General features: G+C 70.9%; 21 protein-coding genes and 2 pseudogenes. 8 read left to right on the top strand and 15 right to left on the bottom strand.

Annotated features, from left to right (window positions below; all coding sequences use genetic code 11):
- The first annotated feature begins 152 nt into the window (after window positions 1-152).
- The 5 genes and pseudogenes from OHA61_RS36180 to OHA61_RS36160 form a co-directional block, all read left to right on the top strand.
- The gene (locus tag OHA61_RS36180) at window positions 153-419 is read left to right on the top strand and encodes an SHOCT domain-containing protein (RefSeq protein ID WP_406306593.1); all 267 of its coding nucleotides are present in this window, start codon (window positions 153-155) and stop codon (window positions 417-419) included.
- 26 nt (window positions 420-445) lie between these two features.
- A complete protein-coding gene (locus tag OHA61_RS36175; protein ID WP_406306592.1) occupies window positions 446-688 on the top strand; it encodes a DUF2933 domain-containing protein in 243 nt (80 codons plus the stop codon).
- 249 nt (window positions 689-937) lie between these two features.
- A complete protein-coding gene (locus OHA61_RS36170; RefSeq protein WP_406306591.1) occupies window positions 938-1,108 on the top strand; it encodes a hypothetical protein in 171 nt (56 codons plus the stop codon).
- Window positions 1,109-1,285: 177 nt separating this feature from the next.
- Window positions 1,286-2,011: a hypothetical protein gene (locus OHA61_RS36165; RefSeq protein ID WP_406306590.1), complete on the top strand. Its 726-nt coding sequence runs from the start codon at window positions 1,286-1,288 to the stop codon at window positions 2,009-2,011.
- 45 nt (window positions 2,012-2,056) lie between these two features.
- Window positions 2,057-2,432, top strand: a pseudogene (locus OHA61_RS36160) (transposase family protein); the annotation flags it as partial.
- Window positions 2,433-2,592: 160 nt separating this feature from the next.
- Here the strand turns inward: OHA61_RS36160 and OHA61_RS36155 are convergent.
- The 12 genes from OHA61_RS36155 to OHA61_RS36100 form a co-directional block, all read right to left on the bottom strand.
- Window positions 2,593-4,068 carry an AAA family ATPase gene (locus tag OHA61_RS36155; RefSeq protein WP_406306589.1) on the bottom strand — a complete coding sequence of 492 codons (1,476 nt, stop codon included), beginning with the start codon at window positions 4,066-4,068 and terminating at the stop codon, window positions 2,593-2,595.
- Window positions 4,069-4,171: 103 nt separating this feature from the next.
- Window positions 4,172-5,047: a universal stress protein gene (locus tag OHA61_RS36150; protein ID WP_406306588.1), complete on the bottom strand. Its 876-nt coding sequence runs from the start codon at window positions 5,045-5,047 to the stop codon at window positions 4,172-4,174.
- Window positions 5,048-5,378: 331 nt separating this feature from the next.
- A complete protein-coding gene (locus OHA61_RS36145) occupies window positions 5,379-6,254 on the bottom strand; it encodes a universal stress protein (protein WP_406306587.1) in 876 nt (291 codons plus the stop codon).
- A gap of 404 nt (window positions 6,255-6,658) precedes the next feature.
- Complete coding sequence (locus OHA61_RS36140; protein ID WP_406306586.1) at window positions 6,659-7,288, bottom strand: V-type ATP synthase subunit D; 630 nt, start codon at window positions 7,286-7,288, stop codon at window positions 6,659-6,661.
- Window positions 7,285-8,685 carry a V-type ATP synthase subunit B gene (locus tag OHA61_RS36135; protein WP_406306585.1) on the bottom strand — a complete coding sequence of 467 codons (1,401 nt, stop codon included), beginning with the start codon at window positions 8,683-8,685 and terminating at the stop codon, window positions 7,285-7,287. The genes OHA61_RS36140 and OHA61_RS36135 overlap by 4 nt, the downstream gene beginning before the upstream one ends.
- Window positions 8,682-10,412 (bottom strand): V-type ATP synthase subunit A, encoded by a 1,731-nt coding sequence (locus OHA61_RS36130; RefSeq protein WP_406306584.1) that lies wholly within the window; start codon window positions 10,410-10,412, stop codon window positions 8,682-8,684. The genes OHA61_RS36135 and OHA61_RS36130 overlap by 4 nt, the downstream gene beginning before the upstream one ends.
- Complete coding sequence (locus tag OHA61_RS36125) at window positions 10,400-10,918, bottom strand: hypothetical protein (protein WP_406306583.1); 519 nt, start codon at window positions 10,916-10,918, stop codon at window positions 10,400-10,402. Before OHA61_RS36125 ends, OHA61_RS36130 begins: the two co-directional genes overlap by 13 nt.
- Window positions 10,915-11,136: a hypothetical protein gene (locus OHA61_RS36120; RefSeq protein WP_406306582.1), complete on the bottom strand. Its 222-nt coding sequence runs from the start codon at window positions 11,134-11,136 to the stop codon at window positions 10,915-10,917. Before OHA61_RS36120 ends, OHA61_RS36125 begins: the two co-directional genes overlap by 4 nt.
- A 2-nt stretch (window positions 11,137-11,138) precedes the next feature.
- Entirely contained in the window at window positions 11,139-11,555 is a 417-nt protein-coding gene (locus tag OHA61_RS36115) for an ATP synthase subunit C (protein ID WP_360884527.1), read from the bottom strand.
- Window positions 11,552-12,865, bottom strand: a complete 1,314-nt coding sequence (locus OHA61_RS36110; protein ID WP_406306581.1) for a V-type ATPase 116kDa subunit family protein — start codon at window positions 12,863-12,865, stop codon at window positions 11,552-11,554. The genes OHA61_RS36115 and OHA61_RS36110 overlap by 4 nt, the downstream gene beginning before the upstream one ends.
- A 70-nt stretch (window positions 12,866-12,935) precedes the next feature.
- Window positions 12,936-13,835, bottom strand: a complete 900-nt coding sequence (locus tag OHA61_RS36105) for a hypothetical protein (RefSeq protein WP_406306580.1) — start codon at window positions 13,833-13,835, stop codon at window positions 12,936-12,938.
- A complete protein-coding gene (locus OHA61_RS36100) occupies window positions 13,832-14,353 on the bottom strand; it encodes a hypothetical protein (RefSeq protein WP_406306579.1) in 522 nt (173 codons plus the stop codon). The genes OHA61_RS36105 and OHA61_RS36100 overlap by 4 nt, the downstream gene beginning before the upstream one ends.
- A 93-nt stretch (window positions 14,354-14,446) precedes the next feature.
- Here OHA61_RS36100 and OHA61_RS36095 point away from each other — a divergent pair, with 93 nt between their 5' ends.
- The 3 genes from OHA61_RS36095 to OHA61_RS36085 all read left to right on the top strand — a co-directional run bounded on the left by OHA61_RS36095 (window position 14,447) and on the right by OHA61_RS36085 (window position 16,914).
- Window positions 14,447-15,352 carry a CBS domain-containing protein gene (locus OHA61_RS36095; RefSeq protein ID WP_406306578.1) on the top strand — a complete coding sequence of 302 codons (906 nt, stop codon included), beginning with the start codon at window positions 14,447-14,449 and terminating at the stop codon, window positions 15,350-15,352.
- Between the two features lie 287 nt (window positions 15,353-15,639).
- Window positions 15,640-15,924 carry a DUF1876 domain-containing protein gene (locus tag OHA61_RS36090; protein ID WP_406306577.1) on the top strand — a complete coding sequence of 95 codons (285 nt, stop codon included), beginning with the start codon at window positions 15,640-15,642 and terminating at the stop codon, window positions 15,922-15,924.
- Between the two features lie 570 nt (window positions 15,925-16,494).
- On the top strand, window positions 16,495-16,914 hold the full coding sequence (locus OHA61_RS36085; protein WP_406306576.1) for a CBS domain-containing protein: 420 nt from the start codon (window positions 16,495-16,497) through the stop codon (window positions 16,912-16,914).
- 224 nt (window positions 16,915-17,138) lie between these two features.
- Here the strand turns inward: OHA61_RS36085 and OHA61_RS36080 are convergent.
- The 3 genes and pseudogenes from OHA61_RS36080 to OHA61_RS36070 form a co-directional block, all read right to left on the bottom strand.
- Window positions 17,139-17,222 (bottom strand): annotated as a pseudogene (locus OHA61_RS36080) (cation-transporting P-type ATPase); the annotation flags it as partial.
- A gap of 135 nt (window positions 17,223-17,357) precedes the next feature.
- On the bottom strand, window positions 17,358-20,042 hold the full coding sequence (gene fdhF, locus OHA61_RS36075; RefSeq protein ID WP_406306575.1) for a formate dehydrogenase subunit alpha: 2,685 nt from the start codon (window positions 20,040-20,042) through the stop codon (window positions 17,358-17,360).
- Window positions 20,039-21,724 carry an NAD(P)H-dependent oxidoreductase subunit E gene (locus tag OHA61_RS36070; RefSeq protein WP_406306574.1) on the bottom strand — a complete coding sequence of 562 codons (1,686 nt, stop codon included), beginning with the start codon at window positions 21,722-21,724 and terminating at the stop codon, window positions 20,039-20,041. Before OHA61_RS36070 ends, fdhF begins: the two co-directional genes overlap by 4 nt.
- Between the last annotated feature and the right edge of the window lie 23 nt (window positions 21,725-21,747).

The following is a 21,747-nucleotide window of genomic DNA, read 5'->3' as shown; positions in this document are numbered from 1 at the left end:
CCTGTCAGGTAGGAGCCGAACGGCCCGATGAACAGGACCGGGCGACCCTGGGCACGGGACCCGGGCGGGAGCGACCGTGGCAGTGGCAGAGAAGGCCGGATGGACGGCGGGCCCCGTGCCCGCAGCCCCCGAGCCCGGGGAAGTGACTCGCGATGATGTTCTGGTACGACCACGACGTCAGCGGATGGGGCTGGTTCGCCATGTCGGCCAGCATGATCCTTTTCTGGGCTCTGATCATTACCGCCGCTGTCCTGCTCTTCCGCGCCCTGAACCGTGCCCCCGAGCACACTCACATGCACGGCGGGCCCTCGCCAGAGCAGCTGCTCGCCGAGCGGTTCGCCCGCGGCGACATCGACGAAGAGGAGTACCAGCGGCGCCTGGCTGCCCTGCGCTCCTCCGGTCCCTTCACCAAACACTGACGCCCGCCCGAGGAGGAGGACCAGCCATGAGGAACAACCGGAATTACGGCCCGTACGCGATTGCGGTCGCCATCGCCCTCGTCGGCGCACTGGCGCTCGGAGTGCCCATGGGCACCCTCGCCTTCCTTCTCATCATGCTCGCCTGCCCGCTGATGATGTTCTTCATGATGCGCGGCATGCACGGTGGCGATGACATGCAGGGGCGCGGGCATGACCACGACGATCCGGCCAAGGACCGCGAGCCGCACGACCACAAGCCCTTCCGCTGAGACAGACGCCGACGGCAGGGACGTGCCACGCAGGCACTGATGGCGATCCTGATCGCCCGCTGATCACGGCGGCTCCGGCCTACGATACGGCCCGCCTGGTCACACCCTGCGAGAGCCGACGCCCTCCCCCGGGCTCGGCTCCGGGGCTACGGCGCTGCCCTGGAGGCCGCCGAACGCGCTTCCACCGCGGGACCAGGACAGCCCCGGGGCACGCACCCCCGGCGGCCGACCGCACGGAGGTGACCGGACATGGAAGTGCTCGCCTGGACACTGATCGCCCTGGGCGCCCTGGCCATCGCCGCCTACGCCGTCCACATCACCCGTCGCCACCGGCGCGACGCTTCCTGCCTCGCCCGCTCCATCCATCGGATCGCCCCAGCCCTTCTCGCGGCCGGTCTGGATCCTGCTCCCGCCCTCTGAGGGCTGTCCCACAAATGATCTCCAAGTGCGTGACGCTGCCCCATCGGTGGTCCCTCCAACCGGCGAGCATGGGTGAGGGGCCGGTACATCAATGCCGCCTCCCGCCAAACGAGCTGGTGCTCACCTGATGGGCGTGCCCCGATGCCGTTGGCGTGAGGCGTCGTGCAGACTGCTGGCATGCCCGAGGACGAGGCGCAGCTCACTCCTCCCGAGTCACTGCTGCAGGTGATCGACAACCTCTCGCGGTTCCATCGAGAGCATGAGGAGTACTACTCGCAGGCGCCACTGCGGCAGGCGGGTGAGCTCCAGGCGCGATCTCGGGCGCTGAAGTCACTGGCCGATCGGTGGAGCGACGTCGAGGCCAGTGAGCAGGCGTCGGGGATTGTGTTCGTCGGCACGGAGGACCTCAATGCTCCGGGGCTCGTAGCGGAGTCGGGGATCCTCTTCATGGAAGGGGAGGGCGAGCCCGCCGAACTCCGGAGGCTGAAGCGTGAAGTCGGCATGCTTGCCGATGATACCGAGCAGGGTGGTGCCTGGCTGGCCCAGGCGATGGAGCAGGCGTGGGAGATCGCGGGGAGCTTGGCTGCCTTTCCGGCGCTTGCCGACCTGCTGGGGGAGCGGCACCGGATCATCGCCAATGACTGGCAGTCGGCGGGCATGCAGGCTCTGATCGCGCGGCTGCTGCGCCGCGCCCTTGACCTGCTGGACCGGGTTGACTTCTCCCCGGCGGCGCTTCGGGCCGACCTGCGCGGTGGGCGGAAGGCCCCTTCCTACCTCTATTCGGCTTCTGAGCTGTTCGACCGGGCTGCCGACCTGATGGCGGAGTCGGCCACGCTTGTGCATGAGAACGAGAGGCGCTGGCGCATGTTCCGTGCCCGAGTTCGCGAGTTGCAATCCGAGTAGGCCAGCGCCCACGGGAGTGATCTCACCGCGCGAGATGATCTTCATGTGACAGGTGTGATCACGGCTTCGGGGCCGTCCTGGATTTCCCGTTTACCGGGCTGAGCCCGCGCTGCTTCGGCAAGCTGGTGATCGCGCTGCGGCAGCAGGGCGTGGACGGCCCTGGAACCTCGACCCGGAAGACCGGGTGCTGCTGGTCACGGCTTACTGGCGCACCAATCTGACGCTGCGGCAGCTTGCCCCGCTCTTCGGGATCTCAAAGTCCGCAGCCGACCGGATCATCAACAATCTCGGGCCGCAAATTGGCGCTGCGGGCGCACGCGGCGTCGGTTCCGCAAGGACACCGTGCTGATCGTGGACGGCACCCTGGTGCCCACCCTCGATCACGACGTGGCCAAGGTCGAAGAACTACCGAGGCGGTACCGCCTCGGCCTGACTGGAAGGCGCCCTCACCTGCGCGGTGGGAAACGATCAACCTAATCGCGGGAATCGATCTTTCTACGATCCGCATAGTCGCTGACCAGGGCATTTCGTCGGTTCCCCTGCACAGGGCGGGACCGCCCGCTGCGTCGTCGCGACTCTCCTCAGTCCGGTTCCATGTAGGGGCGGCGGAAGACTGGGGCCTGGCCGGTGCCGTAAGGGCGTACGGCTGCCAGCGCCTGGACGACGGCGGCCTCCAAAGGACCGCTGGTGTCGACCGTGACCGCCTCCGTCCATGGCGACTCCTTGCCTGCCATGGCGGTGGCCACCTCCAGCCCTGCGTCGGATGCTCCGGGGGCGCGCGTACGCAGGCGGGCCGCCGACACCTCGCCCGGAACCTGGCAGTGCAGGGCCACCAGGTCGGCGCTGACGCGTTCGGCCATGCGCAGGGCAGCTTCGCGTTGTTCCGCATCGGACCAGGTGGCGTCCAGGACCACGGACTCTCCCGTGGACAACAGGGCGGATGCGCGGTCGAGCAGGGCCGCGTAGGTCTTGGCGGTCCACTCGGGTGTGTACAGACCCTCGCCGTAGCCGGTCGCCGCGGACTGTTCTGCTGGGATGCCCGCCAGCTCCTTGCGGAGGCGGTCGCTGCTGAGCAGCGTGACGCCGAGGCGATCGGCCAGCGCGCCGGAGAGTGTGGACTTCCCGCTGCCCGGCAGCCCGCCGACGAGCGTCAGGCCGACAGCGGAAGTCCGCAGGTGACGCAGCGCCGTCAGGACCAGTCGCCGTGACGCGGACTCAGCGCCGGGCGCGCCCTGCCGGGCCTGGATGAGGGAGACCTTGGCCCGGACGAAGGCGCGGTAGGCGACATAGTGGTGCCGCAGGGACGGCGGCGCCGGGTCACCGGAGTACTCGCTGTACTGGGCGAGGAAGAACCCTGCGGCCTCCGGGGCTCCCCGCTGTTCCAGGTCCATGGCCAGGAAGGCGGCGTCGTCGAGGCCGTCGACGTAGCGCAGGTGGTCGTCGAACTCCAGGCAGTCCAGGACGCGCGGGCCGTCATCGAGGCAGAAGATGTCTTCCGCGAGCAGGTCTCCGTGGCCGTCAACGATCCGCCCCTGCGCGATGCGCGTGTCGAACAGTTGCTTGCGGCCGGCGAGGTAGCGGCGCACCAGCCGCTCGACCTCCTCCACGTCGTCAGAGGCGTGTGCGTCGTCGGCCAGCGCGTGGACCTGCGCGAAGCTGGCTTCCCAGCGCGATGACAGCGCGTCCCGGGTGCCCTGCTCGTCCACGTCCCGGCTGCGGGGCGCATCCGCGTGATGGGCGGCGAGCTGCCGGGCGACGGCCCGCAGGGCGTCGTCGACGACGACGCCCTCGCTTATCAGCCGGGAGAGGCGGCGCTCCGTCGGCATGCGGCGCATCACGACGAGGAGTTCCGGGGTGTCCGCGCCCGGGCTGCGAAACTCTCCCAGACCCAGGTAGACGTCGGGGGCGAAGCGACGGTTGAGAGCCAGTTCCCGCTCGCACGCCGTACGCCGAGCCGCCACGGTGGAGTAGTCCAAGAAATCCAGGTCCACCGGCTTCTTGAGCTTGTAGACGCGGTCGCCGACGAAGAAAACGACCGCGGTATGGGTCTCGCACACCTCTGCTCGCGGGAGCGGTGGCCCATCAATGCCAGTGCCTGTCCGGAGCGCAGACGCGTCGGCCTGATGCATCGACACCATCGGCTCGCGGCGGCGGCTCGGCTCAGTCATGGGCGACGACGGCGACAGGGCAGCGCGCGTGATGGATGGCGGCCGTGGCCACGGAACCCAGACGTGGCGCCACGGCGGGACGATGCTTGCGTCGGCCGACCACCAGCAGCCCGGCGCCCTTGGCGGCCTGTACCACGGCCTTGGCGGGGCTTTCGAGATCGACGCTGTCGGCCACCTCCACTCGCGGAAACTTCTCGCGCCAGGGACGGAGGGCCTGGCTCAACTGATTTTGCGCGTCCTGCGTGATCTCTTCGGTCACGTCGTGATCCACGCCCCAGGGAACACGCGCATGGATCGGCACGCTTCGGCCATGCACGGCCCGAAGAGGCATGCCCCGCGCTGCGGCGGTGGCGAAGGCGAATTCGAGCAGGTCGTCGCATGGGCCGTGCAATTTCAGAGCCACCACTACGCCACCTGCCGTACCTGGGGTGGGCGGTGGCCCTTCTTCGGGGGCTTCGGCACGTACGAGGACCACCGGCCGCTCGGCCCGTGCCACAACGGGCATGCTGATGTCGCCCAGGAAGTAGCTCTCGACGGGCTCCAGCCCCCGCGAACCGAGCACGATCATCTCGGACTCCGATGCCGCTTGGAGCAGTGCGTCCTGGGCGTCGTCGGCGACCAGGTTGCCGACAATGGAGAGGCCCGGGTGACGCGCCTGGAGCTCCGCCCGCGCGTTGTGCACGATCCGCTTCGCCCAGTAGTTCTGGTCCATCTCGGCGGGGATGCGGGTCGGTTCCGGCACCAGCAGAGGCCACGCGTGCAGCAGGCGCAGCGTGAGCTTGCGCCGCTCGGCTTCGTCGGCGGCCCAATGGGCGGCGGCAAGGCTCTCGGGTGAGCCGTCGAGGCCCACGGTGACGACTGGCTCCATGGCGACTGCCTCCGTCTCGTACCAAGCTGGAACGACGGTGAGCGAGTCCGGCTGACCGGGCTGCTGTCGTCCCCCGTGCCCTCGTTGGTGGCCTTGCAGGCGACCGCGAGGAGTACTCGATGTGTGAGCATCTGCGCCGATGCGCCGAGCACGGCCGCTTCTCATTCGAGGAGTACCCCAAATCTTCCAGCGGCGCATGTGGACCCCGATGCGGCAGGGCCCGGGTGGGCGCGGAATCCGGCGGGAGGAGGTAAGAGCAGTGGCGATTCCTCTGGGTGCCGGTCCGCTGACGTACCGGTGTTCCAGTCAGCTCCGACCGCACACCCGGTCCTCATTTCGCGGGTGGCGTGGGAACGGTGATCACCGGGCAGACCGCGCGGTGCAGCAGTCCATGCACCACCGACCCCAGGCGCATGCCTGTGTAGCCGCCGCGGCCTCGTCTTCCGACGACAACAGACAACGCATGTTCGGAGCTACGGGCCAGCTCTTCCACAGGGTGGCCGCGCACGACCTCGTGGGTCAACCGGACGTCGGAGTACTTGTCCGCCCACCCGGCAGTGGATTCCGAGAGCAGCCTGCGGCGTTCGCTGAAGCCTGCCGACTCGTCGCCGTGGGCGAACACCGGGCGTGGCCACGCCCAGACCGCACGCACTGCGGCACCGCGCAGGCTCGCCTCCTCCATGGCCTGCGCCACCGCGGCGAGAGAAGAGACGCTGCCGTCGACGCCCACGACGAGGTACGGCGGGTCCTGGGTGATGTGTTCCGGCTCGCTGACCACAACGACAGGACAGTCCGCCTGTGCCGTCACCGGGACCACGATGGAACCGCCGCTCAGAATCTCCTCGGCTCGGCTGAGGCGACGTGTGCCGAGGACGATCATGTGCGCCTTCGCGGATTCGTGGCACAGCGAGAGGGCCGGGCTGCCGTCGATCAGATGAGTGGTCAGCTCAAGGTCCGGATGGCGCGCCCGCACGAATGAGGCCGCCGCTTCCAGTGAGTCCGCGCCCCGCTTGCGCAGGGCACGATGGTGCGGCAGGCCTTCTCTGTGGGCGACGTCCCGGTGCTCTTCCGTGGGCACCGCGAGCAGCAGGCGCACTGCCAGGTGCCTCTGTACGGCCTCGTCGGCGCCCCAGGCGAGAACCAGAAGACTCGGCTTGAGCGGGTCGACACCCACTGTGATGTGAGGGCGATTGCTGGGGTCCGACATGTCTCCTCCGGGGGTGTCTCGGAGCGGCTTACACAGGGGGCTGGGCTACGGGCCCTACTGGAGGTCTTGACCGACGCATACGCCGCCCGGCTGTCCGTACCTTGCCGTGTACACGATGCGCAGCGGCTGCCCTCGCAGGTCCGCCTCGGCCGCGCCCACAGCACGGCCGCAGCGGCGCTGGCGGCGTCCACGCCCGCAACGACCGGCCCGGTTTCCGGTCTTTCGGATGTGTCCACGGTTTCCTCCCACACTGTGAAGGGATCTCTCTTACGGTGGCACCGGGCGGGCGGTGGCGCGAGAGGGCCGCAGGGGCCCAGGGAAGGGCCAATGGTCCTGGGTGTCGGGCCGTACCCGGGGCAGGCTGCTTTCCCGTACGGGAAAGCACGTGCGGCAGCAGGTGAGCACTACGGCGTCGTCGGCCTGTCCGGCACACCGGCGGCCCATCGTCGCCGTATCAAGTCCTCGTGCTCCGACTGCTCCAGCGCCAAGTCCGCCGCCGCGAGTTCCTCGGTCAGTCGTGGGATCCAGTGCCTGCGCAGTGCACGGGTCCGCTGCCGGGTCCGCTCCGCCTCGGCCCCGACCAAACGGGAGGCGGTGCGGGCAGCCGAGTACTCCGCCGCGGCGCGCACCGCCTCGCGGTAGGCGGCCTCGGCGCGGGCAAGGGCCGCGTTCCCCGGGGTCCTCTCATCCGGGGACCGTACCGCCGGCGTCCAGACAACTCCGGACGGGTGCAGAACCCCCATGGAGGTTGTCCATTCGACGGTTACGTCGGCTCGGTCCGCGACAGCGGATGCCTCCAGGACCCCTTCCCCGCTCAGAGCCAGCCCCCTCAGCAGCCAGGTCTCGGCCTCCGCCAGCAGCTCGAGCCAGGCGCGGCGCGCGCTCTCCTCCGTCTCCTGGAGGCTCTGCTGACGGCCTCGGAGGATTCGCAGTTTCCGCTCCAGCAGGTCGGCGCCGCGCAGTGCCACTTCCAGGTTGTGTCGAAGACGCAGCCGCCCGGCCCGACCAGGAGGAACACGCCGTGCCCGGGTCACCCGTCGCCCCCCACGTCCGCAGCCTCGTCGCCGAGGGCGTCGAGGAACTCGGCCGGAATCATTCCGAGCTGGCTCCGTGGCAAGGTGCGCAGCACCTGCCAGGCGCGGTCCAGGGCCTCGTCGAAGGGACGTTTCTCGTCGGGCCGCTGGGCCAGGAAGTGGTCCAGGAACGCCTGGTCGAGGTCCAGATACCGCTCGTCGGTCGGACTCAGAGCCGCTCGTCCGATCAGGTCGGCGAGTTCGCGGATCTGCCGGGCCCGGGCCAGAGCGGCGAGCAGTTGGGCGGCGACGTCCAGATGGTCGGCCCGCGTCCGGCCCCGCCCTGCCCCCTTGCGCATCAGCCGGGAGAGCGAGGCGAGAGGGTCCACGGGCGGGTACACACCGCGAGCGTGGGCCTCTGGCGACAGCACGATCTGGCCTTCGGTGATGTACCCGGTCAGATCGGGAACCGGGTGCGTGATGTCGCCGGCAGGCATGGTGAGGACCGGCAGTACGGTGAGGGAGCCGGGCACTCCCCGGATCTTCCCGCACCGCTCGTACAGCGAGGCGAGGTCGCTGTAGAGATAGCCGGGGTACGCACGTCGGCCCGGAATCTCGCCCCTGGCGGCGGACACCTCTCGCAATGCCTCCGCGTACGCGGTCATGTCGGTCATGACGACCAGCACGTGCCGTCCCTCCTCGAAGGCCAGATGCTCGGCGACGGTGAGAGCCACACGAGGAGTGAGCAGCCGTTCGATCACCGGGTCGTCGGCGGTGTTGAGCATGAGCGCCAGTTCGCCCGCGCCGAACCGTTCCGCGAGGCCCGCGCGGACGCCGGCGGCATCGGCGTGTGTGAGCCCCATGCCGGCGAAGACGACGCAGAAGGGCTCACCCCCGCTCGTCGACTGAGCCGCGATCTGAACTGCCAGTTCGAGGTGGGGCAGCCCGGCCGTGGAGAAGACCGGCAGCTTCTGACCCCGTACCAGCGTGGTGAGCACATCGACGGCACCGACACCGGTCAGCACCGGCTCGGCCGGCGGCTCACGCCGCACCGGGTTGATCGGGGAGCCCCCGACGGCGGCGTCGGCGGAACCGAAGACCGGAGGGCCTCCGTCGATCGGCTCACCGCGGCCGTTGCACACGCGTCCCAGCCAGCCGGCTCCGACGGGAATGTGCAGGGGAGTGCCGGCGAAGGCAACCCGGGTGCGGTCGGCAGCCATTCCGGCCGTACCCTCCAGGACCTGGACCACGGCGAGGTCGCGGTCGACTTCCAGGACGAGTCCGTGCCGCACTTCGCCGGAGTCAAGACTGATCCGCACGAACTCGTCCCAGCCGACGTCTGCCACGCCCTCGACGACTGCGAGTGGCCCGCGCAGCTCCCGGACGGCCGTGTACTCGATCTCTCCCCAGTCGGTCATGACGCCAACTCCCGGAGGCCGGCGAGAACTTCGTCCCGGCGGGTGTGCACACCGGCGGCATCGTCCGGGTCCACCTCTTCGCGGGCGCGCAACAGAGGTGTGAAGTCGGCCTCTTCGACGGCTTCGGCCGCTGTGCCCGATTCGACCAGGTCCCGGCAGCGGGCGACGACCGCCAGGACGGCATCCACCAACGCGGCTGTCTTCTCCGGCGCGCAGTAAGCGTCCAGCTCCGACAGCGCGCTCTGTTGAAGCACGCCCTCGCGGACCAGGCGGCCGCCGAGCACGCTGACCCGCTCCTGTGCGGGCAGCGCGGTGATGCCGACGAGGTCGACGAGGTCGGCAAGCCGGTCGGCCTCCGAGAGCAGCGCGGCCACCTTGCCGCGTCGCTCCGCCCAGGCCGGATCTCCTGACTGTGCGTGGACGACGGCGAGGGCACCGACCTCGCGGGAGAACGAATCCGACCAGGAGACAGCGGGGTAGTGCCGGGCGTAGGCCAGCTCCCGGTCGAGGGTCCACACACACCGCACGAAACGCTGTGTGTGTGCCGTGACAGGCTCAGTGAGATCGCCGCCGGGGGGCGAGACTGCACCGATCACGGAGACCGAGCCCTCTCGACCGCCCAGTGTCCGTACCGCTCCGGCCCGTTCGTAGAACGCCGCGAGTTCCGAGGCCAGTCCGGCGGGATAGCCCTCCTCGGTGGGCAGCGCGCCCATGCGGGAGGCGAACTCACGCAATGCCTCGGCCCAGCGGGATGTCGAGTCGGCGATGACCACGACGTCGAGCCCCATGTCCCGGAAGTACTCGGCGACCGTGGCCCCGGTGTGGATGCTCGCCTCCCGGGCCATCATCGGCATGTTCGAGGTGTTGGCGATGGTCACCGTGCGGTCGGCGAGCCTGCCCCCTGTCCTCGGGTCGTCGAGCGCGGACAACTCCTTGATCACGTCGGCCATTTCGTTGCCGCGCTCTCCGCATCCGACGTAGACGATCACGTGAGCGTCGCACCACTTGGCAATCTGCTGCAGGAGCACTGTCTTGCCCGTGCCGAAGCCTCCTGGAACGGCGACCGCGCTGCCCCGCGCCACGGGGAACAGGAGGTCGATGGCGCGCTGTCCGGTGGTGAGCGGCTGTGTCGCCGGCAAGCGCTCCCGTACCGGGCGGGCGCGTCGGACCGGCCAGGGGGCCGCCATGCGAACCTCGGTGTCCGTCACGACGGCCAGCACCGCTTCCGCCGGGTACCGGCCCTCCGGGGCAACGCGCGAAATTGCACCCGAGCAGCCCGGGGGTACCAGCACACTGACGGGCACGGGGCCAGGGCCGCCGGTTTCGCCGACAACCTCGCCCTCGTCGACCTGTTGCCCCTCCGTCACACACGGGGTGAATGGCCAGGTGCGCTCGTCGGACACAAGAGAGCCCGAGCCGGTGACAAGCCGGTCCCCGGCCCCCTGGAGCGGCCGCAGCAGACCGTCGTAGACGCCGCCGAGCAGCCACGGGCCGAGCGGAACGGACAACGGACTGCCCTGCGGGCGTGCCGTATGTCCGGGAGCCAGGCCGCCGGTGTACTCGTACGCCTGCACGGTGACCACGTCGCCGGCGATGGCCACCACCTCTGCGGGAAGCCTGGCGTCTCCGAGAAGCACAACGTCATGCATGGCGGTACCGGCAGCGCGGTCCAGCTCGACCAGAGGCCCCGCCACCCGCAGGATCCGTGGCGGGTCTACGGCGCCCACAGGGACTCCGCCTCCGCGCCGGCCCTGTCCAGGGCACGATTCGCCAGGGCCGTCAGGCTGAGGTCGGCCCGCCTCCCGGACGCAACGGCCACGACTCCGCCGTCGGCGTGCGCGGTGATCTGCGCTTTCGGCCCGAGCAGCAAGCTGGCCCGCGCCTGAAGGGATGCCTGCACGGGGGCAGAACCCCGACCGGCCTGCTGGACGCGTTCGATGACGCGGCGGCGCAGTTCCTGGTACGTCTCGCCCTGGGCAGCGAGTTCAAGGACTCTGGTCATGCCGCGGGCATGCGTTCGCTCCTCCGCCGCGGCCGAGGCACCGTCAGCCTCCCCCTCTCGCCGAGCCCTGTCGAGGATCTCCGCGGCCTCCGCACGGGCCGCCGCCAGCGCATCTGCCGCGTCCTTGTGCGCCTCGGCGAGCAGCCTTGCGGCATCGGCCTCGGCCTCGCGCCGCAGCTCGGCACGTGCGGGCTCCAGGGCGTCGGCCGGGTCGGCGGGCGGGCGGGTCATGGCGGCATCACCACCACCAGTGGCCGAACGCTCTCCAGCGCGACGGCCCCGAGCGCCTTCGCGGCCGCCGGGGTGAGGATGACGAGCGTGGACCCCCCGGGCAGCACTTGCCAGGCGCGGCGGACCTCCTCCGGATCCTCGGCCGCATGGACCGTGACACCGACCAGACTCAGCCCGCCCACCCGGACCTGCTCTCCGATAGCGGCCACGGTGCCCATGGTCAGGCCTTCCCGATGAGCAGGATGGCGACGACCAAGCCGTACACGGCGATCCCTTCCGCGAGTCCCACGATCACCATGGCCCGCCCGAAGAGTTCGGGCCGTTCGCTCAGCGCCGCCAGCGCCGCGGCTCCGGTGTACGCGACAGCGATGGCGGCGCCGATCGACGCCCCGGCCACCGCGATGGCGGCCCCAATGAGTGCTGCCGATCCCACCCCCTGATCTGCGGCGGCCTGGCCTGGGGCAGCCTCGGCCGCACCTCCGAGAGCCGTCGCCAGCAGAACGAACGCACCGCCGAGCAGAGCGAGGTTGGAGATCAGAAGCCACCGTACGGCTCCTTTCCCACGCCGCCGGGCCAGCAGACGTACGGCCCAGAAACCGGCCGCCAGAACGGGCATGACGACGAGCCAAGTGATCACGAGGTCACCTCCAGATGTCCCGTGGGCACGTGCCAGGGGCGGAACGGCCGACCCTGAGCCGTGAAGACACGGGAGAAGAGTTCGTAGAACTCCAGCCGCAGTGCCTGTACTCCGGCGACCAGTGCCTCAAGTGCGAAGGCGACCGCAGTACCGGCGACGAACACGAGCGCCGCCCCGATCAGCGGCAGGGCGCCTCGCGAAGCCAGCCCTGATGTGGCGCGCCAGACCAGATCTCCGAGTGCCGCATGGGTGAGACCGAAGGCCGCGAGGCGGGCGAAGGACACGGTGTTCGTGCCGATCCGCACCACGACATCAAAGAGCTGGACGCCGGTCTGAGCCGCTCCGCCGAGCCCGCCGGCCGTGGCTGCGTACAGCCCGGTCACCGTCAGTGCCAGTCCTGCCGAGGCGAGCACCACCCCGGCAACGGCATACCCAGGGCGGTGGAGAAACAGGCCCGCGCCGCCCAGTGCGAGTCCCAGAAAGAGTGTCAGGCCCGCGGTTCCCGAGGCCGCGTACAGGGCATTGGCCGGGCCGCCCTCCCGCCAGCGGTTCACGGTCCCGCCCACATGGGCGAGTACGAGCAGTACCGCGCCGAGCCCGATCGCGGCCACGAGCAGCCGCTCCGGCTCGTCCAGCGGGTTCAGCCACAGAACCGGAAGGACCCCGGTCGGCCCGAAGAACTCGCCGTAGGCGATCCCCGCCAGGGTCCCTGCGACGCCCGCTCCGGCCAGGAAAGGCCAAAGGTGGCGCAGTGGCAGCAGTCGCCGTGGGCGGCCGAGCCGCAGCAGCAGGGCGCCGAGGAGCAGCAGCGCGCCGTGACCGGCGTCCCCGAACATCACACCGAACATCGCCACATAGGAGATCCCGGCCGGCCAGGTCGGGTCGACATCCGCATAGGGCACCGTGCCGTAGGTCGTCACCAGAGGTGTGAACGAGCCCTGGGGCCGCCCCGTGGCGCGCAACTGCGTCGGCGGATCCATCCCACGAGGGACCGGCAGCCGCACCAGCGCGGCCCCGGTGCCCGCGAGCCGCTCAGCCAGGCGAACAGCTTCCCCGGCCGGGCACCAGCCGGCGAGCGCGGCCACGTCCCCGCGCTTGACGGCACCGGCCAGGCGCTCCTCCAGCTGAGCCTCACCCGCCAGGAGCCCCATGCGGTGCTCCCGCTCCAGGACATGAAGGTCGGGCGCCTCGGCAGCCAGCACCGGAGCGGCCGGGGGAGATGCAAGGCGCTGAAGCAGCCGCGCGGCCGGGCCCGGGCTCCCCTCCTCGGCGCGGTCGAGTTCCACGCATCCCGCATCGGCGATCCTCACCAGTGTCTCCCTGAGCACCGCACGAGGTGCAACGACTGCCACCCGTTGCATACGCACCGGCGTCATGACCTCAGTCCACGGCACCGAGCACCTCCAGCGATCCGCCGCCGCGTGCGGCGAGCTCCAGCGCGGCCCGGACCCGCCACGCGTCCACGGACAGCACGGCGACGGCGCCCACCACAGGAGTGAGGCCATAGCCCCTGTCGTGTGTCATGGCGACGCCGTCCTCCTCCAGGGCGGTCCACCACCGGGCTTCCGCCCGCCAGAGTTCGCCCGCGTCGGCGACGTCGTCCAGCGGCCAGCGCGCTTGGCGGGGCAGCAACGCCCGGAACTCCTCGAAGGAAGAGGCTTCGATCGCCCGTCGGCCCAGGAGCTCACTGGCACGACGGGCTGTCGGCTCCGTCAGGGGACGGCCGTGGACGAACAGCTCACGGCCCATCAGCAGGGCGGCGCGGCCGGTGGCCCACCGCCGCGCCGGCGGCAGCCGTTCAGCGGTGCGGGCGGCGGCCGAGATCCGCATGCCCGTGGCCATCGCGGCCGGTGAGTCTCCGCCCGGATCTCCCCATGCCGAGGATGTGAGCGCGGCCCGCAGTTCGCTCGGTGCGGCTGCCTGTCCGATCCGGCGCGATGCGGTGGCCAGTGAGCCCAGCCGGTACGGCTGCGGCGCCGAACCGCCGGAGAGCGACCGCAGCCGCTGCTCGGCGTTGGCGACCTCGAATCCGGCGGCCAGCAGCCTCAGGGCATCCGCCCCGGTGTACGGGAGCCATCCCGCCAGTACCCGCAGATGCCACAGGAGAGTTGCTGACACCGCTCGCTGCGCCTGCGCCAGCGTGGCGTCCGTCGTGACGTATCTGCGGTAGGGCGTGGCAGCGAGCTGTCGCAGGGCAGCGCCCAGTGTCGCGGCGGCTGCGACCTCACTGGCGCCCGAGACGCCCAAACTCCGGGTGATCAGGGCCCGCGCCCTGGTCACCGCCCCGACCCACCCGGGGCCCATCGCGGTCTTCCGGTGTCGTCCGGTCCAGGGCCGCCCAGCCCCCGGAACGCTTCGGCCACCAAGCGGTCGACCACGACGGGCATCCGCTCCGCCGCCCGGCGCCGCAGCTGCGCCGCGGTCTGCTCGCCCACGGCGAGCGATCGGGCCGCCTCTTTGCGAGCCGCCAGCAGCAGGGGGGTGGCCGCATCCTGTCGTACGTGTGCGGCTCTGCCTCTGGCCTCGGCCACGATCCGAGCCGCTTCTGCGCCGGCCTCCTGGCGGATGGCCGCTGCCTCCCGGGATGCGGCTGCACGGATCGCGGCGGCCTGTTCCTGGGCCTGAGTCAGCTGCGACAAGGAAGACTCCAATTCGGCAGCCAGCTCGGTCGTGCGGTCCGCGGGGACTCCGGTGGCGGCCGCCCCCGGGGTGCCGACGGGGCGGAATCGCGCGAGGAAGTTGGGAAACTTCACCACGGTGGCCCTCTCTTCCGTCGCCTCCTTCTCAAGGTTCCACATCGAATGCGGCCTGTCGCCCTGGCATGGGCCGTCTGTCAGGCCACCTGGGGCCGTCCGGCACTTGGCTGGGACGCAAATGGCGGAACACTGTTGATGTGGCAGAAACGCCTGTCGATCTGGGAGGCCGCTGTGAGCGAGCGCGAGAAGTTCTCTGCAGGAGCCGAGGCCCGCCGCGCCATGCCAGGCCGGGCTTGGAGTCCCGAGGAAACCCATCGGCAGGACATGCTGGTGCGCTACATCGGTGCTGTCGCCGCGATTTCCACGAAGCAGGCGGTCGGCGCGCGGCCTGCCCATGAAGAGCCGCCCGTCCACGAAGAGCGGCCCCCCGAGCAGCCGGAGCCCTCGCCCGCTGCCACGCCCACGCCGCTGCGCGTGCGAGAGGTGATGGACGTACCAGCTGCCTCGGTCCGGGGCAACCTGCCGTTCATGGAGATCGCCCGGGTGCTGTCGCGGGAGCGTGTAGGTTCCGTGCCGGTCGTCGACGAAGAGGACCGGGTGATGGGCGTGGTATCGGAATCCGACCTGCTGGCCAAGGCTGCGGTCGAGGCATCAGGCCACCGCCCCGGCCCGATCGGCAGGCTGCGCGAGCGGCGAATCCACGAGAAGGCGCACGGCGAGACGGCCGAGACATTGATGACGAGCCCGGCGGTCGCGGTGTACCCCGGAGCGTCGGTTGCCGAAGCCGCCTGGGTGATGGCGCTTTCCCGGCTCAAGAGGCTGCCGGTCACGGATCACGAAGGACGCCTCGTGGGTGTGGTGCAGAGGCATGCGTTGCTGCAGGCACTCGTGCGCGACGACTCGATGATCCGCCAGGAGGTCGAGTCCGAGATTCTCGAACGCCATTTCCCGAAAGCCCGGGACACGGTCGAAGTGACCGTCCACAACGGCGTGGTCGAACTCAGCGGCCGGATGGACGAGGACGGCATCCCCCGACTGCTGGCGCAGATCAAGGAGATCGAAGATGTCGCCGAGGTCGTCGATCATCTCTCCGCCGAGTAAGACCCGCTGGAGATCGACCCGGCGGTCCCGTTGGCTGATGTGTGAGACACGCAAGACGAGTCAGTCGCCGCTGTGCCGGGCACCTGGGTTCATGGCCCGGGCGTGCCCTTCGCTGCGCCACGCGGGCGGCGAGGGCGGCGTCCCCGGTCCCGGTACGGCGTGCTGGGCGGCTGACCGGGTCCGGCGGCGCATCGAGGAGGAGACCCTGGGCCCAGCCGAGCGGCCTCGAGCCCGGAACGAACCATCGCCGGACCACATCGGTCCGTACCGAGGTGAGGAGTGCAGTGATGCCGCATACGGTGGAGTGGAAGGTTCGCCTCTACCTCTTCGAGGATGAGGGAACGACCAAGGCACGTGTGGTGCTGGATACCGGAGCCACTGCGCTCACCGGCTACGGGGTCGCGCACTGTAACCCGGCGGACGCGGACGTGCCGGAGATCGGTGACGAACTGGCGGCGGGCAGGGCCATGCGCGACCTCGGCCAGCACCTGGTGGATGTCGCCCAGCGCGACATCGAGGGCATCGGCGCTGCCGCGACCGGGCCGAGCACCCGCCGGATTGCTGGTATGTGACCGCCGATGGCGAAGCAACGTGGACAACCTCTCGGTTGTCCGGTGTCGGCCCGGAGACCCGCGCCGGTGAGCGCTGGGTCCGTCTCCAAGGGCGGGGGCGCTGACGTTCCTGCAGTCCGCCTTTCCCGGTGTCGGCGACCTCGTCGCGGCCGCGACGAGGTCGCCGCTTGCCGATATGGAGGTAACCGAGGACGCATGCTGCGGCAGGTCGGCCGGTCCCGCCAGGCCTCACGTGCCGTGGGGGTCGGCCAGCCGTCGCCCACGCGCCTCACGGGACGCCGCATCAGTCCGGCCGATCAGTGAGTGGCCCCAGGGACTGTCGCTCGCGCTGAGCGAACCGGTCTTCCGGGCGCTGCTGAACCACCGCAACCGGGGGCTGTCGCAGGCCTGCCGAGCTGCCGGTGAGGCTGGCCGGGGCGATGTACCCGTGGATGGGGCAGAGCAGCGCCTGGCTTCTTCCCCGGCATGCGTACGGGATGCGGAGTATCCACACTGGCCTTGAGAAGTACCAGTCGGGGCGGTCCGGCTCTGTGGGATCTCCCCGCGCAGATCGCGAGGAAGGAGACGGCCATGACGACTGCACGGGAGATCATGCACGTCGGTACCACCTGCGTCCAGGAGAGCGAGACGCTGGAGGACGCGGCGCGCCGGATGAGTGAGCTGGATGTCGGCGCTCTGCCGATCTGCGGGCCGGACGACCGGCTTCACGGGATCATTACCGACCGTGACATCGTGGTGAAGTGTCTTGCCAAGGGCAAGGACCCGAGGAGCATGACTGCGGGCCAGCTCGCACAGGGCAAGCCGATCACGATTGACGCCGAGGCCGACACGGACCAAGTCCTGCGGGCCATGGAGGAGCACAGGATCCGGCGGCTGCCGGTCATCGACAACCATCGCCTGGTCGGCATGATCAGCGAGGCGGATCTCGCACGTCGCCTGTCGGAGGAACAGGTGGGCCACTTCGTCGAGGTCGTCTGCGGGACCACCTGACCATTCGGCGGTGGGCCTGGGCCCATGATCGTCACTGGAAGGCGGCGAGGACCTCCTGTTCGGTGGCGGCGTGGGAGACGACGTGGAGTGCGTCGCCGGGCTGGAGCCGCATCTCGGGCGTGGGGACGGTGGGTTGGCCTTCTCGGATGACGCTGGGCGGCTGTCACAGGCCGCCATCCACCGCAAGCACTCGCAGCCCCTGGGCGGCCGGGCCGTCCAGCGTGCGGCAGCTCGTTGGGGCCGAACCGGGCCCGCCGCGCCGTCACCTCCGCCGACGCCAGTCCCCGCGGCGAGATGCCCAGTGCCACGAAGACCTCCCCGGTCGCGAGGGTCTGCACGGCGGGGCCGGCGGCCCCCCCTGGGGGACGGCGCCCCGTGGCCCCCGTCACCGGGTGTCAGTACGGGGGATCCGGTACCCATCGTCGTGTTTTTGCCGGTCGCCGTCACGGCCTGGACACGCGTACTGCTGTGACCTTGTACTCGGGGCAGGACGTGACGGTGTCCGAGCGGTCGGAGGTGAGGCTGTTGACGCCGCTCGCCGGGAAGTGGAAGGAGCAGAAGACCTGGCCGGGCGCCATCTCTTCGCCGACCCGGGCGACCAGCAGGGCCCGGCCGTGCCGGCTCTCCACCGTGACCGGCTTGCCGTCGCGCAGTCCGTACCGGGCGGCGTCGTCGGGATGGAGGTCCAGGTGGTCGACCGGATCGAGCCTGAGGTTGCCACCGCGCCGCGTCATGCTGCCGGAGTTGTAGTGCGCCCAGCGCCGCCCGGTGACCAGGACCAGCGGATACGTCTCGTCGGGCTGCTCACCCGGCGGGAGATAGGGGGCGGCGGCCAGATGGGCCCGGCCGTCCGCGGTGGCGAACCGGCGCCGGTACAACGTGGCTTCCCCAGGGCGGTCGGGGCCGGGGCAGGGCCACGGGACGGCGACCTCGCGGTCCAGCCGGTCGTGGGACAGACCGGCGAAGAGGGGAGTGAGCCGGGCGCACTCGGCGAGGGCTGCGGCCGGGGTCGGGCAGCCGAGGTCGACGCCCAGGGCGGAGGCGAGGGCGTGTACGGCCGCGAAGTCGGTACGGGCTTCTCCCGGCGGGGAAACGGCGGCGCGCACCCGCTGGAAGCGGCGGTCGAAATTGACGAAGGTGCCGTCCTTTTCCAGCCAGGACGCGACCGGCAGCACGACGTCCGCGCGGCGAGCCGTCTCGGACAGGAACAGCTCATTGCAGACGACGAGCGGACAGGCGGCCAGGGCCTGAGTCACCCGCTGCGTGTCGGGGTCGGTGGCGCACACGTCCTCCCCCACGATCCACAGCGCTCGCAGATCCCCGCCCCGCGCGGCCGCGAACATCTCGGGGATACGCATCCCGGGCCGCTGCGGAACGGGCGCGCCCCACAGTTCCTCGGCCCGTGACCGGGCAGCCGGGTCCGTCACCTTCCGGTACCCGGGAAGGACATCGGGCAACGCGCCCATGTCGGAGGCGCCTTGCACGTTGTTCTGACCGCGCAGCGGATTGATCCCATAGCCGTGATCCGTGCCGACGGCGCCCCGCAGGATCGCCAGGTTGGACAGGGCGCGGACCCCGTCGGTGCCGTGGAGGTGTTCGGTGACGCCCAGGCCGTAGACGATTGCGGGCTGTTCGGCACGGCCGTAGAGCCGGGCGGCAGCGACCAGGTGCGCGGCGGGCACGCCGGTGATGTCCGCCACCCGGTCGGGTGGGTAGTCGGCAAGCAGCTCGGCGAGTTCCGGCAGGCCGGTGGCCCGCTCGCGAAGGAAGTCCGCGTCGGTCAGGCCTTCGGCGAGCAGCACATGGGCGAGGCCGTGGAACAGGGCGACATTGGTGCCGGGGCGCGGCCGCAGGTGCACGTCCGCGTGCAGGGCGAGGCCGACGGCCCGCGGGTCGGCGACGACCAACCGGGCTCCGTGCAGCACGCGTTGGAGCAGTCGCGCCCCGACCACCGGGTGGGCCTCGACCGGGTTGGCCCCGACCACCAGCAGGCAGTCGGAACGCTCGACGTCGTCGAAGCTGTCGGTGCCGCCGGGGAGCCCGAAGGAGGCAGCCAGGCCGGCAGCGGACGGGGAGTGGCAGAGCCGGGAGCAGTTGTCGATGTTGTTGGTTCCGATCGCGACCCGCATGAACTTCTGGATCAGGTAGTTCTCCTCGTTGGTCGCCCGCGCGGAGGAGATCGCCGCCACGGCGTCGGGGCCGCCGGCGTCAACCGCTGCGCGCAGTCCGCGGGCGATGTGGTCGAGCGCCTCGTCCCAGCCGACGGGCTCCAGCCGTCCGTCGCGTTGTCGCAGAAGTGGCCGGGTGAGCCGTTCGGGCGAGGCGAGATATCCGTGGGCGAAGCGGCCCTTGACGCATGCGTGCCCCTGGTTGACGGGGCCGTCCCGAGCGGGCAGAACCGCGCTGACCTCGCCGTTCCGGGTGGTGACCTCAAGGGAGCAGCCGACACCGCAGTAGCCGCAGGTGGTGCGTGTGAGTCCTGCCTCCGGCCGGTTCGCCGAGGTGAGCCCGCGCCCCGGGCCCGGCTCGGTGATCGCACCGGTGGGGCAGGTGTCGACGCAGCCGCCGCAGGCCACGCAGTCCGACTCGGCCCACGGTCCGCCGGTGCCGGGAGCCACGACGGTGTCGGCGCCCCGGCCGACGAGGGTGAGGGCGAAGGTGCCCTGCACCTCGGAGCACATGCGGACGCACCGGCCGCAGGCAATGCACAGGTCGCGGTCGAGGTGAACGTACGGGTGCGACTCGTCGCTCCCCCGGCCTCCGGCACCCTGTGCCGCGCCCGAGCCGATCCCCAGCGACCGGCAGGCCTGCGCCAACTCGCTGCGGTTGTCGTCGGCCAGGGCACTCGGCGGCAGGGCGGAGGCGATGAGCTCCATCGCGTCCCGGCGCAGCAACTGCAGATCGTCGGTGCCGGTTTCGACGCGTGCGCCTGCGACGGCCGGGGTGACACAGGCCGCCACGATTCGCCCGTCGGCCCGTACCAGGCAGGTACGGCACGATCCTGCGGGGCTGAGCCGGTCGTCGTGGCAGAGCGAGGGGAGCTCGATGCCCGCTGCGCGTACGGCCGAGAGCAGCGAGGTTCCCTCGGGCACCTCGACGCTCGTGCCGTCGATGTCGGTCCCGGTCACTGGTCCCATCCCGCCAGCCGGTCGCCGTACGCGCGGGCGAGGCTGCGCACCGCGGGCGGGATCCGGCGTCCGAAGGCGCACAGGCTCGCCTCGGCCAGCACCCGCGACAGCCGTCCGTATTCCTCTCCGGGCGGTGTCCCCGCAGAGGCCATCTCCAGACCGCGGCGTGAGCCCACGCGGCAGGGTGAGCAGGCGCCGCAGCTCTCGGCGGCGGCGAACTGCCAGATGTGGAGCAGCACATCCTGCGGTGCCACGCTCCGGTCGAAGGCGACCAGTCCGGCGTGGCCCAGGGCGGCGCCCCGGGCCGTGAGGTCGGCCTCCGTGAGCGGCACGTCCAGCGCGTCGGCCGCCAGGAAGCCGCCCAGCGGGCCGCCGACCTGGAGAGCGACCAGCTCGGTGCCGTCCTTCAGGCCGCCGCCCAGCTCGGTGACAATGCGCCGCACCGGAGTGCCGAGTTCGACCTCGTACGCACCCGGTCGCGCGAACCGTTCGGACAGGCAGACCAGCTTCGTCCCGGTCTCGGACGCCGTCCCGCGCCGTGCATATGCCGCGCCACCGCGCCGGACGATCCATGGGACAGCCGCAAGGGTCTCGACGTTGTTGACCACGGTCGGCGCACCCCACAGCCCGCGCTCGGTCGGGTAGGGCGGGCGCGGCCTGGCACAGCCCCGGCCGCCCTCAAGACCCGCGATCAGCGCGGTCTCCTCACCGGCAACGTACGAGCCGGCGCCTTCGACGACCTGGATGTCCAGGGTGGTGGTCGTTCCGTACAGGGATGGGCCTAGGTGACCGTCCGCGTACGCCTGCCCGACCGCCTCGCGCATCCGGGCCAGGGCCATCGGATACTCGGAGCGCACCAGCACAACGCCCTGGGACGCTCCGCAGGCGAAGCAGGCCAGGGCCAGCCCTTCCAGCACCCGCCCCGGGTCGGCCTCCATCAGCAGCCGGTCGGCGTAGGAGCCGGGATCGCCCTCATCCCCGTTGGCCACGACCACGGTGTCAGGACGACGGCCCGCCGCGGCCCATTTCGCGGCCACCCGGAACCCCGCGCCGCCGCGCCCCCGCAACCCGGATGCGTCCACCTGCTGGTGCACCTCGTCGGGAGTACGTTCCGTCACCGTCCGAGGCCACACCTGCCACGGGCGTTCGCCGGACACCACACCGCCCAGCAGAACCGGGTCGCCGGTGGCGTCGGCCGCCGGGATCCCAGGCGCCCGCGGTGGCTCCCGACCCGCGAGTTGACCAGCCAGGGTCGGGCCCGTGCAGGGCACATCCCCGTCGAGCGCGGCGGGCCCCGCGTAGCAGTATCCGAGACAGCGCACGGTCTGTACCGACGCCACTCCGTCGGAAGAGGCTGTGCCCGCGGTGACGCCCAGCTCGCGCTCGACAGCGGTGAGATGCAGGCCGGCCTGGGCGGCGAAGCACGCTGTCGCGGCGCATACCCGGATGTGACGGCGGCCGTGCGGGGCGGCGAAGTCCGCGTAGTAACTGGCCGGTCCTAGCGCGGCAGCGGCAGGCAGGCCAACATCGGCGGCCACAGCCGGCGCCCAGGCCTCGGGGCGGGTCGCCGTGCCAGTCCGGGCCACTGCCAGCGACGTCATCAACCGGCCTGCAGGTTTCCCACGCCGTTCGGCGAGGGCCCTGAAGGCGTCGAAACGGTCGGCGGGGCGGACGGGCACCATGCCTTCATCGTGGAGTCCGTCGC

Origin of the sequence: Streptomyces sp. NBC_00885 (assembly GCF_045207475.1) — a bacterium.
Classification (GTDB): Bacteria; Actinomycetota; Actinomycetes; order Streptomycetales; family Streptomycetaceae; genus Streptomyces.
The sequence above is the reverse complement of the archived record's forward strand: the minus strand, read 5'-3'. Positions and strand labels throughout refer to the sequence as shown.